At 69.6% G+C, this 13,091-nt stretch carries 10 protein-coding genes and 3 pseudogenes; 6 read left to right on the top strand and 7 right to left on the bottom strand.

What is annotated here, in order from left to right; all coding sequences use genetic code 11:
* The 3 genes and pseudogenes from ACILSK_RS20515 to ACILSK_RS20505 form a co-directional block, all read right to left on the bottom strand.
* A pseudogene (locus ACILSK_RS20515) lies at positions 1–875 on the bottom strand (HNH endonuclease); the annotation flags it as partial.
* 244 nt (positions 876–1,119) lie between these two features.
* A pseudogene (locus tag ACILSK_RS20510) lies at positions 1,120–2,047 on the bottom strand (IS5 family transposase).
* Positions 2,048–2,099: 52 nt separating this feature from the next.
* On the bottom strand, positions 2,100–3,017 hold the full coding sequence (locus ACILSK_RS20505) for a LysR family transcriptional regulator (RefSeq protein ID WP_395729042.1): 918 nt from the start codon (positions 3,015–3,017) through the stop codon (positions 2,100–2,102).
* Between the two features lie 91 nt (positions 3,018–3,108).
* Here ACILSK_RS20505 and tdh point away from each other — a divergent pair, with 91 nt between their 5' ends.
* From tdh to ACILSK_RS20475, 6 genes are all read left to right on the top strand, one after another.
* Complete coding sequence (gene tdh / locus ACILSK_RS20500) at positions 3,109–4,152, top strand: L-threonine 3-dehydrogenase (protein ID WP_395729041.1); 1,044 nt, start codon at positions 3,109–3,111, stop codon at positions 4,150–4,152.
* 3 nt (positions 4,153–4,155) lie between these two features.
* Entirely contained in the window at positions 4,156–5,334 is a 1,179-nt protein-coding gene (locus ACILSK_RS20495; RefSeq protein ID WP_395729040.1) for a glycine C-acetyltransferase, read from the top strand.
* Between the two features lie 56 nt (positions 5,335–5,390).
* Positions 5,391–6,071: a trimeric intracellular cation channel family protein gene (locus ACILSK_RS20490; RefSeq protein WP_395729039.1), complete on the top strand. Its 681-nt coding sequence runs from the start codon at positions 5,391–5,393 to the stop codon at positions 6,069–6,071.
* Positions 6,072–6,216: 145 nt separating this feature from the next.
* Positions 6,217–7,761, top strand: coding sequence for an amino acid permease (locus tag ACILSK_RS20485; protein ID WP_395729038.1), 1,545 nt, complete (start codon positions 6,217–6,219; stop codon positions 7,759–7,761).
* A gap of 2 nt (positions 7,762–7,763) precedes the next feature.
* Positions 7,764–8,102, top strand: a complete 339-nt coding sequence (locus ACILSK_RS20480) for a WhiB family transcriptional regulator (RefSeq protein WP_395729037.1) — start codon at positions 7,764–7,766, stop codon at positions 8,100–8,102.
* Between the two features lie 66 nt (positions 8,103–8,168).
* Complete coding sequence (locus ACILSK_RS20475) at positions 8,169–9,560, top strand: L-serine ammonia-lyase (RefSeq protein ID WP_395729036.1); 1,392 nt, start codon at positions 8,169–8,171, stop codon at positions 9,558–9,560.
* A gap of 65 nt (positions 9,561–9,625) precedes the next feature.
* On the opposite strand, the gene ACILSK_RS20470 is transcribed toward ACILSK_RS20475, so the two are convergent.
* The 4 genes and pseudogenes from ACILSK_RS20470 to ACILSK_RS20455 all read right to left on the bottom strand — a co-directional run bounded on the left by ACILSK_RS20470 (position 9,626) and on the right by ACILSK_RS20455 (position 12,963).
* On the bottom strand, positions 9,626–10,009 hold the full coding sequence (locus ACILSK_RS20470; protein WP_395729035.1) for a WhiB family transcriptional regulator: 384 nt from the start codon (positions 10,007–10,009) through the stop codon (positions 9,626–9,628).
* Positions 10,010–10,247: 238 nt separating this feature from the next.
* Positions 10,248–10,883 carry a lactate utilization protein C gene (locus ACILSK_RS20465; RefSeq protein WP_395729034.1) on the bottom strand — a complete coding sequence of 212 codons (636 nt, stop codon included), beginning with the start codon at positions 10,881–10,883 and terminating at the stop codon, positions 10,248–10,250.
* Positions 10,876–12,217, bottom strand: a pseudogene (locus ACILSK_RS20460) (lactate utilization protein B). The gene ACILSK_RS20465 and the pseudogene ACILSK_RS20460 overlap by 8 nt, the downstream one beginning before the upstream one ends.
* Positions 12,214–12,963: a (Fe-S)-binding protein gene (locus ACILSK_RS20455; protein ID WP_395729033.1), complete on the bottom strand. Its 750-nt coding sequence runs from the start codon at positions 12,961–12,963 to the stop codon at positions 12,214–12,216. The pseudogene ACILSK_RS20460 and the gene ACILSK_RS20455 overlap by 4 nt, the downstream one beginning before the upstream one ends.
* Positions 12,964–13,091: the final 128 nt, after the last annotated feature.

Genomic DNA, 13,091 nt, shown 5'->3' with positions numbered 1-13,091 from the left:
GCGCGGACCAGGTCCCGGGCGAGCGGCGCCGGGATCGGCCCGACCCCGACGACGTGGGCGGGCTCGTCGTCCGCGTCGGCCAGGGTCCGGTCGGTCATCACCAGATGCACCTCGACCCCGGGCACCATCGGTGCCCCCTCGGCCGGCCTCAGTACCCGGTCCACCAGGGCGTCGGCCATGATCTGACCTTTGGAGCGGTGCTCGTCCCCGTCGCCCGCACCGGTCATCGCGGTGCGGTGCAACTCCCCGAACACCGCTACGCCCTGCTTCATCGGCAGCAGCGCCGTCACGTACGTCATGCAGTCCGGCGCCGGCCGGATACTGACCCGCCGGTCCACCGCCGCCTTCGCCGCCCGCTCCGCCGCACCGTGCGGATCGAGCCGCTGCGCCCACCCCCGGGCCTCCCGCTCGGTCCGCGCATCACCCCACCCGGCCAACTCGCTCGCGATCGCCGCATCGATCTGTGCGCGGTGCTCCACCGACAGGTGCGCGGTTTCCCGAGCAATAATCGTGGCCCGCCACTCACTGGCCTCACCGGCCGCCAGCACGGCCAGCACCCCGGGCATCTCCCGCACCAGGGTGCGAGCCAACCCGACATGCCGGTTCCCTTTGTGCGCGCTGTCCCGCCGGGCCAACCCGACCTGCCCACACACCGACCGGCTGATCTCTCCCGGCTTCGAACCCGCCGCCACCAACAACGCCCGCTGCGACCCGGCAAACGCGTCCGTCACCTGCGCCTGCCGGGCGAACGCTGCCGACTTCACCCGTTCCAACGCGGTCAGCTCATCGATCCGCTCCGGATCGGTCAACCCGTCCAGGCCCGCCGCGGCCAGCGCCGCGAGGAACACGGCAGCGGCCTCGAGGATCGACGACATACGTTCGATTCTATCGCAGAGACCGCTTCATAGCCAGAATATTGGCACCTAGATACACAGATTTCGAACATGAGCGCGAACGGGAGATCTTGCTGGACGAGGGCATTTCTGTACCAGCCCGCGAAGGTGGGCCCGGGGCGAATCGGAACCAGAGGCTGCCGGGAGAAGCTCACATGCCGGCGACTGTCCGCCCGGGCGTACTCGCCCAGCGACTCTCGTTGAGTCGGCGGCTAGAGCCTGTCGACTAATTCGTTCGTAGGTGGATGAGGGTGGCGGCGAGAGTGATGCCGCCGAGGTAGGTCAGGGCGTGCTTGTCGTGCCGGGTGGCGATGCCCCGCCACTGCTTGAGCCGGAGAAATCCGCGTTCGAAGGTGTTCCGCAGGCGTAGATCTTGGGATCGAACGCGGGTGGCCGACCGCCGGCGGAACCCTTGGCCTTTCGCCGCTCCTTCTGGTCTGTGCGTTCCGGGATGGTGTGCGGGACTCGCCTGTTTCGCAGTTCCTTTCGACTGTTCGGGTGGGAGAAGGCCTTGTCCGCCAGCAGCCGGAACCGGTGCCGACGGCGGGGCAGTCGCTGGTTCTCGTGGAGGTCCAGCAGCGGTTGAAGTTGCGGGTTGTCACCTGCCTGCCCGGGCGTGAGTGATGACCGTCACTGGGTGGGTACCTGCGTCGGTCAGCGTGTGGATCTTGGTGCTCAACCCGCCCCGAGACCGGCCCAGGGCATGATCAACAGGCTCAATGGGCGAATTCGTGTAGTTCGACCTGCCCCCCTGTGGTGTCCGGGAGCTTCGACAGGTCCTCCGGAACAGCGCTGGTCTTGCGGGCTCCGGCGGCGTGTTGGTGCGCGCGGACCACGGTGGAATCGATCGAGAGGATGCGGTCGAGTTCCTCGCTGGCACTGACGCCGAACAGTCCTGCTGACCGGGCGGCGTCGAAGAGCTTCTGGTAGGTCCCGTCGTTCGACCAGCGGAAATGCCATTTCCATACGGTCTGCCAGGGACCGAACTCGTCCGGGAGGTCTCGCCATGGGGACCCCGTGCGGTACCGCCAGGCGATACCTTCTAAGGCTGTTCGGTGACACGCCCACGGCCGGCCCCGGCGGCCCGTCGAGGACGGCAGCACGGGCTCGACGATCGTCCAGAAGTCGTCTGTGAAGACACCATCGCGAACCATTTCAAGGTCATCTGTCAGCCAAGCGCTCCTGATAGGGAGACACGCTCTAGGCTCACTGCCGCTCCCGGATGATCCGGGCCACTACCCGGTTCAACGCCTGCGCCACCACCCGCACCGAGCGGCGGCGCAGGTTCTCCGGGCGGGTCAGCAGATCGATGGTGCGGCTGGCGCCGATCCCGGTCAGCGGGCGCAGCACGATCGTGTCCGGCGCGGCCAGCGGCGAGGTGTAGCGGGGGACCAGTCCGATGGCGTGGCCGGCGGCGACGATCGAATTGAGCGTGCCGTAGTCGTTGATCCGGTGGACCACGGTGAGCTGCCGGCCGGCCACCGCGGCCACCGCGTCGAGCAGGTCGTCGGGGGAGTAGCCGCCGCGGGTGGTGACCCAGCGCTCGCCGGCCACCTGTTCGGCGGTCAGCTCGGCACAGCCGGCGAGCGGATGGCCGACCGGCAGGGCCACGTCCAGCGGCTCGCGGACCAGGGTGATGGTGCGCAAGCCGGCCGCCGGCCAGGCCGAGCTGTAGTCCAGCCGGTGCGCGATCACCAGGTCGTACCGGGCGGTCAGCCCGGGGAAGTCCTGCCGGGGCACGTCCTCGTCGGTCAGCCGGACGTCGGGCGCCGTCGGCAACCGGGCCAGCTCCTGCAGCAGTAGCCCGAACATGGACTGCCCGGCGCTGTGGAAGCCGGACACCGAGACGGTGCCGCCGGCCGACTGCTCGAACGTCTCGACCGCGGTGCGGGCGGCCGCCATCGCATCGATCACCTCGGCGCCCGCGTCGGCCAGCACCTGGCCGGCGTCGGTCAGTGCCAGGGTCCGACCACTCTTCTGGGTGAGCGGCGTGCTGAAGCTGCGCTGCAGTGCGGTCAGGTGCTGGGAGACCGCGGACGGCGAGACGTTGAGCACCTTGGCGACGGCCGAAACACTGCCCAGGGCGCCGAGTTCGCGCAGGATCTGTAGCTGATGCACGTCCATATGGGAAACCTATCGGTGAAGCATGTGCTAAAGCAATGCCGAAGAAAGAGCCGGTTGCTCTTCATGGTTGTCGGGCCATCTACTTGTCCACATGAAGGCACTGTTCAAAGCCGAACGGGCACCGGGGTTCGAACTCACCGAGCGTCCCGACCCCACCGCCGGACCCGGCGACGTCATCGTCCGCGTCCTGCGCACCGGCATCTGCGGCACCGACCTGCACATCCAACGCTGGGACGCCTGGGCCGATTCAATGGTCCGCGCCCCCCTGATCCCGGGCCACGAGTTCTTCGGTGAGGTGGTCGAGACCGGTTCCGACGTGCGCGATGTCGTCGTCGGTGACCGGGTATCCGGCGAGGGCCACATCGTCTGCGGCTCCTGCCGCAACTGCCGGGCCGGACGGGGGCACATGTGCATCCGCACGATCAGCGTCGGCGTCCAGCGTGACGGGGCGTTCGCCGAGTACGTCGCCGTCCCGGCGAGCAACGTCTGGGTGCATCACGCGCACATCGACCCCGATCTCGGCGCCATCTTCGACCCGTTCGGCAACGCCGTGCACACCGCCCTGTCCTTCCCGCTGGTCGGCGAGGATGTGCTCGTCAGCGGGTGCGGCCCGATCGGGCTGATGGCCATCGCGGTGGCCCGGCACGCCGGCGCCCGGTTCGTGGTGGCCACCGACGTCAGCGCCGCCCGGCTCGACCTGGCTCGCAAGATGGGCGCCAACGAGGTGGTCGACGTGGCCCACCAGCCGATCTCCGACGCGCAGCGCTCGCTGGGCATGCGCGAGGGTTTCGACGTCGGCTTCGAGATGAGCGGCGCCCCGGCCGCCCTGCAGTCGATGATCGAGAACCTCAATCACGGTGGCCGGGTGGCCATCCTCGGCCTGCCCGCGCAGCCGTTCGCGATCGACTGGGGCAAGGTCGTCACGCACATGCTCACCCTCAAGGGCATCTACGGGCGCGAGATGTACGAGACGTGGAACGCCATGGGCGCCATGATCCAGTCCAGCCCGGCGCTGCGCGAGGCGATCACCTCGGTGATCACCCACCGCCTCCCGGCCCGCGACTGGGAGCAGGGATTCGCCGCCGCGGCCGCCGCCGGCACCGGCAAGATCGTCCTCGACTGGTCGGAGGTCTGACCCATGTACGGAGCACTGCAGCAGCACATCACCGCCGAACTCGACGGCATCCGTGAGGCCGGCCTGACCAAGCGGGAGCGGTCGATCACCGGCCCGCAGGGCACCGAGATCGTCGCCGACGGTCAGTCGGTGCTGAACTTCTGCGCCAACAACTACCTCGGCCTGGCCGACGACCCCCGGCTCCTGGCCGCCGCCCACGCGTCACTCGACGAGTGGGGCTACGGGTTGGCCAGCGTCCGATTCATCTGCGGCACGCAGGCGCAGCACCGGGAGCTGGAGCGCCGGCTGGCCGGCTTCCTGGGCACCCAGGAGGCCATCCTGTTCCCGTCCTGCTTCGACGCCAACGGCGGCGTTTTCGAAACCCTTTTCGGGGCCGAGGATGCCATCATCTCCGACGCGCTGAACCACGCCTCGATCATCGACGGCATCCGGTTGTCCAAGGCCCGCCGGTTGCGCTACCGCAACCGCGACATGGCCGACCTGGAGCAGCAGCTGCTCGCCGCGCAGGACGCCCGGTTCCGGATCGTGGTCACCGACGGTGTTTTCTCGATGGACGGCTACATCGCCCCGCTGGCGCAGATCTGCGACCTGGCCGAGCGGTACGACGCGCTGGTCTTCGTCGACGACTCGCACGCCGTCGGGTTCATCGGCGAGAACGGCCGGGGCACCCCCGAGCTGTGCGGCGTGCAGGACCGGGTCGACATCTACACCGGCACGTTCGGCAAGGCCCTGGGCGGCGCCTCCGGCGGCTACGTCGCCGCGCACGCCGAGATCGTCGAGCTGCTGCGGCAGCGGGCCCGGCCGTACCTGTTCTCCAACACCCTGGCCCCGGCCATGGTCGCCGGCACGCTGGCCGCGCTTGACCTGGTCGCCGGCTCCAACGAGCTGCGCAAGCGACTGCAGGAGAACGCCGCCCAGTTCCGCACTGCGATGACCGCGCACGGCTTCGACCTGCTGCCCGGCGAGCACCCGATCGTGCCGGTGATGTTCGGCGACGCCGCGTTGACCGCCCGGATCGCCGACGAGATGCAGCGCCAGGGCATCTATGTCACCGCGTTCAGCTTCCCGGTGGTGCCGCGTGGAGCGGCCCGCATCCGGGTACAGCTGTCGGCCGCGCACACCCCCGAGCAGATCGACCGGTGCGTCGCGGCCTTCGTCGCCGCCCGCGAGCTGGCCGTCTGACCCCGCCGCGCCGACAGCACTGCACCCGGATCCCGACCCACCCGAACGGCGAGGCGATGAACGACGCGGCGATGCACGTCCTGCGGGTCACCGACCTGTCGGGCGTGCTGGCCAACGCCCTGCTGGGCGGGGTACTCGCCCGGTCCCGCGGGTTCGACCTGATCGGCTTTGCCGTCCTGGCGGTGGTGTCCGGTCTCGGCGGCGGCATCATCCGCGACATCCTGCTGCAGAAGGGCACTCCGGTCGCCCTGGTCGACCACACCTACGTGCTCACCGCGCTGGTCGGCGCCGCGGTGGCCTTTCTGGTGCCGATCCGCGGCCGGGCCTGGGAACGGTCGTTCCCGGTGCTCGACGCCCTGGCCCTGGGCTGCTGGGCCGCGGTCGGCGCGCAGAAGGCGTTGAGCCTGGGCCTGGAATGGCCCGCCGCGATCGCCCTCGGCGCGATCACGGCAGCCGGTGGCGGGGTCGTCCGGGACGTGCTGCTGCGCCAGGTGCCGGCCATCTTCGGCGGCAACACCCTCTTCGTCACCCCGGCGCTGCTGGCCGCGGCGACCATGGTGCTGTTCCACCTCGCCGGTCAGGTCACCGCCGGCCTGCTGGTCGCCACCGGGGTCGGAGCCGGCCTGACCCTGCTGTCCCACCATCAGGGGTGGCGGCTGCCCGCCCCACCCGCCTGGTCCGCCCCGGTCCGGTTCGGCCGGTCCCGCCCGGACGGTCGCGCCCGCGACGAGGGCTGACCCGCCCGGTCCGGCCCGTCCGCCGTCTCGTCGACCCTCCAACGATCTCCCCCGCTTCGCTCTGCTGGGCCGTGCCCTACCCCGCTCGGCCCTGTGTGCTGCCCCGCCCGGACCCGGGCGGGCCCCCATCCCGAAAGGCGCTCCGATGCCCCACTCCGCGGCCGAAGAAGCCCGCTCCGTCGCCGAACACGTCAATCATCCCGGGCCGGACGATCCGGTCCTGAAGGAAGAGTTCGTCGCCGAGAACGCCGGCTATCACAAGAGTCTGACCAAGCGGCAGATCCAGATGATCGGCATCGGCGGCGCGATCGGCACCGGCCTGTTCCTGGGTGCCGGCGGCCGGCTGCACACCGCCGGCCCGGGCCTGGTCCTGGTCTACGCGGTCTGCGGGTTCTTCGCCTTCCTGATCATGCGGGCGCTGGGCGAGCTGATCCTGCACCGCCCGTCCTCGGGTTCGTTCGTCTCCTACGCCCGCGAGTTCTTCGGTGAGAAGGCGGCTTTCGCCGTCGGCTGGCTCTACTGGCTGAACTGGGCGGTCATCGCCGTCGTCGACACCACCGCGGTGGCCCTCTACATGAACTTCTTCAAGAAGTACATCGCGGCCATGGGTGCGGTGCCGCAATGGTTGTGGGCGCTGCTGGCGCTGATCCTGGTCGTCGGGATGAACCTCATCTCGGTGAAGGTGTTCGGCGAGATGGAGTTCTGGTTCGCGCTGATCAAGGTCGTCGCGCTGGTCGCCTTCCTGCTCATCGGCACCTACTTCGTCATCTTCGGCACCCCGCTCGAAGGGCACGACCCCGGCTTCAGCCTCATCTCGGACAACGGTGGCTGGTTCCCCAACGGCATCCTGCCGCTGCTGATCGTCACCCAGGGCGTCGTCTTCGCCTACGGCTCGATCGAGCTCGTCGGCACCGCCGCCGGTGAGACCAAGAACCCCGAGAAGGTCATGCCGCGCACCATCAACGCGGTCATCTTCCGGATCGCCATCTTCTACGTCGGCTCGGTCCTGCTGCTCTCGCTGCTGCTTCCGTACACCGCCTACCAGGCCGGTGAGAGCCCGTTCGTCACCTTCTTCGGTTCGATCGGCGTCCAGGGCGTTGACGCGATCATGAACCTGGTCGTGTTGACCGCCGCGCTGTCCTCGCTCAACGCCGGCATGTACTCCACCGGGCGCATCGTGCACTCGCTGGCCGCGGCCGGCAGCGCCCCCCGCTGGACCGGCAAGATGACCAAGTCGGGCGTGCCGTTCGGCGGCATCCTGCTCACCGGTGTGGTCGCCCTGCTGGGCGTCGGGCTCAACGCGATCGTCCCCGAGCAGGCCTTCGAGATCGTGCTCAACGTCTGCTCGCTGTGCCTGATCGCCGCGTGGATGGCGATCGTCGCCTGCCAGCTGCGGCTATGGCAGTGGGCGCGGCAGGGCAAGCTGCAGCGGCCGTCGTTCAAGATGTTCGGCGCGCCCTACACCGGCCTGCTCACCGCACTGTTCCTGGTCGGCATCCTCGTGCTCATCGCCCTGGACTACCCGGTCGGCACCGCGACGTGCGGACTGTTCCTGCTGGTCATCCCCGTGCTCATCGGGGGTTGGTTCCTGGTCCGCAAGCGCGTGCTGGCGCTGGCCGCCGAACGTTCCGAGCACGCGTCGGCATCGACGGCCGGGGGCGACGGCCCGACGACGACGACCGTCGGCTGACCATGTCCGGCGTCGCGGCGGGGGAGTGGACCGGGCTACCGGCGCCACTCACCGACCACTGGGACTGGCAGGCCGACGCGGCCTGCCGGGGGATGGACAGCGACCTGTTCTTCCATCCGCCGAACGAGCGGGCCCGCGGCCGCCGGCGACGGGTCGCCGCCGCCCGGGCAGTCTGCCAGAGTTGCCCGGTGATCCGATCCTGCCTGGCGCATGCCCTGGCCGCCCCCGAGCCGTACGGCATCTGGGGCGGCCTGTCCGAGGAGGACCGGGCCGAACGGCTCGGCCGGGCCTCGCTGCGCTACCCGGCCCGCCGGGCCGACCCGGTGCCGACCGGACCCTGACGCACCCGACCCCACTCCCGCCCGCCCTGCCCACCCTGACCACCCCTGCCCGAGGAGACTGTCCCCATGATCAGCGTTTTCGACTTGTTCAGCGTGGGGATCGGTCCGTCCAGCTCACACACCGTCGGTCCGATGCGGGCCGCGCTGATGTTCACCGATGAGCTGGCGCAGGCCGGGACCGAGCCGGTGCGGGTGCGGGTGGAACTGTTCGGCTCGTTGGGGGCGACCGGGCACGGGCACGGCACGGTGAAGGCGGTCATCCTCGGGTTACTGGGCTACGCGCCGGAAACGGTCGACCCGCGGGCCACCGGCGCCGCGGTGCAGACCGTCTACGACAGCCGCACCCTGCGGTTGCCCACGGGCACGGTCATCGACTTCGACCCGGACACCGACATCGTGCTGCACCGGCGCAAGCGGTTGGACTTCCACACCAACGGGATGCGGTTGTTCGCGGACGGTGCCGATGGTACGGAAATGCTGGTGCGGACGTACTTCTCGGTCGGCGGCGGATTCGTGCTCGGGGAGGACGAGGCCGGCCGGCCGGCGGTGGTCGCCGATGCCACGCCGGTGCCGTACCCGTTCCGCACCGGGTCGGAACTGTTGGCGCACACCCTGGCGACCGGTCAATCGATCAGCTGGGTGATGCTGCAGAACGAGCTGGTGCTGCGCAGTGAGGAGCAGATCCGGGCCGGGTTGCTCGAGATCTGGGCCGTCATGCAGGAGTGCGTGGACAACGGCGTCCGGGAGACCGGGGTGCTGCCCGGCGGGCTGAAGGTGCGCCGCCGCGCGCACACCCTGCACGAGCAGCTGATGGGGGCCGGCGAGTCGGCCGATCCGTTGCACGCGATGGAATGGATCACGCTGTTCGCGTTGGCGGTCAACGAGGAGAACGCGGCCGGCGGCCGGGTGGTGACGGCGCCGACCAACGGCGCGGCCGGGATCGTGCCGGCCGTGCTGCACTACTGGACCCGGTTCGTCGCCGGCCCGTCCGAGGCCGAGCAGGCCGACGGGGTCGTCCGGTTCCTGCTGGCCGCGGCCGCCATCGGCATCCTGTTCAAGGAGGGCGCCTCCATCTCGGGTGCGGAGGTCGGCTGCCAGGGCGAGGTCGGCTCGGCATGCTCCATGGCGGCGGGCGGGCTGGCCGAGGTGCTGGGCGGCACACCGGCGCACGTGGAGAACGCCGCCGAGATCGGGATCGAGCACAACCTGGGCCTGACCTGCGATCCGGTGGGCGGACTGGTGCAGATCCCGTGCATCGAGCGGAACGCGGTCGCCTCGGTCAAGGCGGTGACGGCGGCGCGGATGGCCATCCTGGGCGACGGTCAACACCATGTCTCGCTGGACAAGGCGATCAAGACCATGCGCGAGACCGGTGCGGACATGAGCGTCAAGTACAAGGAGACCGCCCGCGGGGGCCTGGCCCTGCACGTCATCCCGGTCAACATCGTCGAGTGCTGACCGGGCGGCGATGCCGGTGACGCGACGCCCGGCGGCCCGACCGAGACGACCGGTCGCCGGTGAATTCAGGCCGAGCTTGCCGTCGTCGACCGGCCCGACATCGCCGTGACCGGCACCGGTATCGGAAGCGGCCCCAGGCTGTTCCGGCGGGCCGCGGCCGGGTAACGCAGGTTCCCCACCCCCAGGATGGCCGCCCGTTCGTCCTCGGACAGGCCACCCCAGATCCCGTAGGGCTCCCGGGTTTGCAGGGCGTGCCGGCGACATTCCTCGAGGACCGGGCAGCCATGGCAGATTGCCTTCGCCTGCTCGATGCGCCGCTGCTTCTGCCCTTTTCGTTCGCGAGCCGGGTGAAAGAACAGCTCCACCTCCATGCCGCGACAGGTCGCCGCCAACTGCCAGTTCCACTCCTCGGCGACGGGCACCGGCAGTTGCGCAGGGCGGTTGATCATGCTGTCACCGGGTGAAGCGGGTCGGCCGGAGCGTTCCGTTCGGGTCAATGCGGCCGGTGCGGGGAGGGCCGCTTCGCACCTGGTCATCGCCATGGAGGTCCATCCTGATGTGTTCGGTCGGTTGGTTGTCTCGGGATTCCGCGCAGCGGGGTCTCGAAGGTGCCGAGCCCGTCGAGGGGCCACTTCTGGTCGTTCCGGGGTGGTGGGAACGGCGGGAAGTGGCCCCTCGATCAGGGGTTCAGCGGACGATGAGGACGGACAGGGTGCGGGGGCCGTGGACGCCTTCGACGCGTTCGAGTTCGATGTCGCTGGTGGCGGAGGGGCCGGCGATCATGGTGAGGGGTCGGGTGGGGTCGAGGCGGTTGATGGCTTCGGGGACGGTGTGCACGATCTGGTCGGCGTACAGGACGACGAGGTGGGTGTCGGGGATCAGGGTGATGGCGCGGCGGCCTTGGCCGGGTCCGCCGTCGAGGGTGATGGTGCCGGAGAGGGCGATGGCGACGGTGGCGGTGGTGAGGACGGCGTCGATCGAGTCGAGTTCGTTCGGGGTCAGGACGGTGGGGGTGCCGTCGGTGGTGACGGTGCGGGCGGAGCGGGCGGCGGCGGCTTTGAGGTCGGGGTTCAGGTCGGCGGCGACGACGACGGTGCGGGCGTCGGTCAGGGCGGTGTCGATGGCGTCGGCGAGTTCGTCGGTGGTGACTTCGCGGACGTGGGCTTTGTAGTCGACGAGCCGGTCGACCATGAGTTCCAGGACGGGGGGGCTGCCGGGTGGGTCGCCGACGCGGATGTAGTCGCGGGGGATCGGTGGTGGTGCGCTGACATCTGCGGCGAGGGCGTCGCGGATGCGGTTCAGGACGGTCTCTCGGCTACTCATGGTGCGTTTCCTTCCACCATTGCCGGAATGTTTGTTTGGGGGGTGCGGGCATGTCTTTGCTGTGGGTCCAGGCGGATCCGGGGAAGGGTAGGTGTTTGATTTTCTTGTCGGGTCCGGCGACGAGGCGGCCGACGGCGAGGCCTTTTTCGACGGCGGCGAACCGTTTCGGGTCGCTCATGATCCAGGGAGGAGGCGTAGGGCAGGGTCGAGTTGACGTCGTCGTGGCCGTGCATGCCGGTCAGTTGCGGGGTCAGGACGGCGCCGATCGGGCCGGGGTAGACCGAGCCGTAGGCGTGGCCGCCGGTGCGTTCGTAGACCGGGCACACGTTGAGGCAGGCGGAGCAGCGGATGCAGTGCAGGGCGGCGCGGCCGATCTGGTCGGCCAGGGCGTTGGTGCGGCCGTTGTCGAGCAGGATGATGTGGAAGTTCTGCGGGCCGTCGCCGTCGGTGACGCCGGTCCATAGGGAGGTGTAGGGGTTCATCCGTTCCCCGGTGGAGGACCGGGGCAGGAGTTGCAGGAACACTTCCAGGTCGGTGAATTCGGGCAGGATCTTCTCGATGCCCATCACGGTGATCAGGGTGTCGGGCAGGGTCACGCACATGCGGCCGTTGCCTTCGGATTCGACGACGCCGATGGTGCCGGTCGCGGCGATGCCGAAGTTGGTGCCGGAGATCGCGACCTTGCTGCGGAGGAATTTGCGGCGTAGGTGTTCCCGGGCGGCCATCGCGAGGCGGCGCGGTTCGTCGGTCAGGTCGGCGGGGGCGCCTTCCATTTCGGCGAGGAAGATGTCGCGGACCTCGGTGCGGTTGCGGTGGATCGCGGGGACGAGGATGTGGGAGGGCTTGTCGTGGCCCAGTTGCACGATCAGTTCGGCCAGGTCGGTCTCGACGGCGGCGATGCCGTTGTCCTCGAGGTATTCGTTGAGGCCGATTTCCTGGGTGGCCATCGATTTGACCTTGATGACTTCGTCGACGCCTTGGGCGCGGACGAGGTCGGTGACGATCCGGTTGGCTTCGTCGGCGTCGGTGGCCCAGTGCACGATGCCGCCGCGGGCGGTCACGTTGGCCTCGAATTGTTCGAGCAGGGCGGGCAGGTTCGACATGACCTGCGTTTTGGTCGCGGCGCCGGCGTCGCGGAGCGCTTCCCAGTCGGGCATTTCGTCGACGACCTGGGCGCGTTTGCTGCGGATGACCGAGGTGGCGTGGGCCAGGTTGCGGCGGAGTTGGTCGTTGGCGAGTTCCTTGCGGGCGGCCTTGGGGAACGGCAGAGTGCCGCGCAGCGGCGACTCCTCCTGCGCGGCGTGCCGTTTCGGGATCCCGAGGAACGTGCTCATGCCGATACCAGCTCTCGGGTGGAGGCCAGGATCTGGGCCAGGTGGATGGTGCGGATGCCGGTGTCCTGCCGGGACAGGCCGCCGCCGATGTTCAGCAGGCAGGACGCGTCGCCGGCGGTGCACCGGTCGGCGCCGGTGCCGGTGATGTTGGTGACCTTGTCGGCGAGCATCGCGGCGGAGGTGCCGGCGTTCTTGATGGAGAAGGTGCCGCCGAAGCCGCAGCATTGGTCGGCGCCGGGCAACTCGACCAGGTCGATGCCCTGGACCGCCCGCAGGAGTTGGAGGGGTTTGTCGCCGACGCGCAGCATCCGCAGGGAGTGGCAGGTCGGGTGGTAGGTGACGCGGTGCGGGTAGTACGCGCCGACGTCGGTCACGCCGAGCACGTCGACGAGCAGTTCGGACAGTTCGTAGGTGCGGCCGGCCAGGGCGGTGGCCCGGTCGGCCAGGGCGGTGTCGCCGGCGCGGCGGGCGACCATGGCCTGTTGGTGGCGGACCGAGCCGACACAGGACCCGGACGGGGCGACGGCGACGTCGAAGGTGGCGGCCTCGAAGACCTCGACGTGGTGCCGGACGACGGGCACGGCTTCTTTGAGGTAGCCGGTGTTGACGTGCATCTGCCCGCAACACACCTGGTCGGCCGGGAAGACGACCTGGTGGCCGAGGCGCTCGAGGAGCACGGTGGTGGCCTGGGCCACCTCGGGGAACAACGCGTCACCCAGACAGGTGGCGATCAACGCGATACGCATGGGCAGGACTCCGGTCAACTCAGTGCGGCGGCGGAAGAGTTGCAGTCAGGCAGGTGCGACAAGCGGGTGGAGACGAGCGAACGCAGGGATACGGCGGCACGGCTCGAGGCCGCTGGTGGTCATTGTGG

It is taken from the genome of Nakamurella sp. (genome assembly GCF_044224575.1).
Classification (GTDB): Bacteria; Actinomycetota; Actinomycetes; order Mycobacteriales; family Nakamurellaceae; genus Nakamurella.
Note: the sequence above shows the minus strand (reverse complement) of the source record. Positions and strands in the feature narration are given on the sequence as shown.

Bases quoted from the DNA above. Each gene is read 5' to 3' on its own strand.
- ACILSK_RS20465 (WP_395729034.1), bottom strand. From the start codon at position 10,883: ATGAGTAGCCGAGAGACCGTCCTGAACCGCATCCGCGACGCCCTCGCC.
- ACILSK_RS20485 (WP_395729038.1), top strand. From the start codon at position 6,217: ATGCCCCACTCCGCGGCCGAAGAAGCCCGCTCCGTCGCCGAACACGTC.
- ACILSK_RS20490 (WP_395729039.1), top strand. From the start codon at position 5,391: ATGAACGACGCGGCGATGCACGTCCTGCGGGTCACCGACCTGTCGGGC.
- ACILSK_RS20475 (WP_395729036.1), top strand. From the start codon at position 8,169: ATGATCAGCGTTTTCGACTTGTTCAGCGTGGGGATCGGTCCGTCCAGC.
- tdh (WP_395729041.1), top strand. From the start codon at position 3,109: ATGAAGGCACTGTTCAAAGCCGAACGGGCACCGGGGTTCGAACTCACC.
- ACILSK_RS20495 (WP_395729040.1), top strand. From the start codon at position 4,156: ATGTACGGAGCACTGCAGCAGCACATCACCGCCGAACTCGACGGCATC.
- ACILSK_RS20455 (WP_395729033.1), bottom strand. From the start codon at position 12,963: ATGCGTATCGCGTTGATCGCCACCTGTCTGGGTGACGCGTTGTTCCCC.
- ACILSK_RS20470 (WP_395729035.1), bottom strand. From the start codon at position 10,009: ATGATCAACCGCCCTGCGCAACTGCCGGTGCCCGTCGCCGAGGAGTGG.
- ACILSK_RS20480 (WP_395729037.1), top strand. From the start codon at position 7,764: ATGTCCGGCGTCGCGGCGGGGGAGTGGACCGGGCTACCGGCGCCACTC.
- ACILSK_RS20505 (WP_395729042.1), bottom strand. From the start codon at position 3,017: ATGGACGTGCATCAGCTACAGATCCTGCGCGAACTCGGCGCCCTGGGC.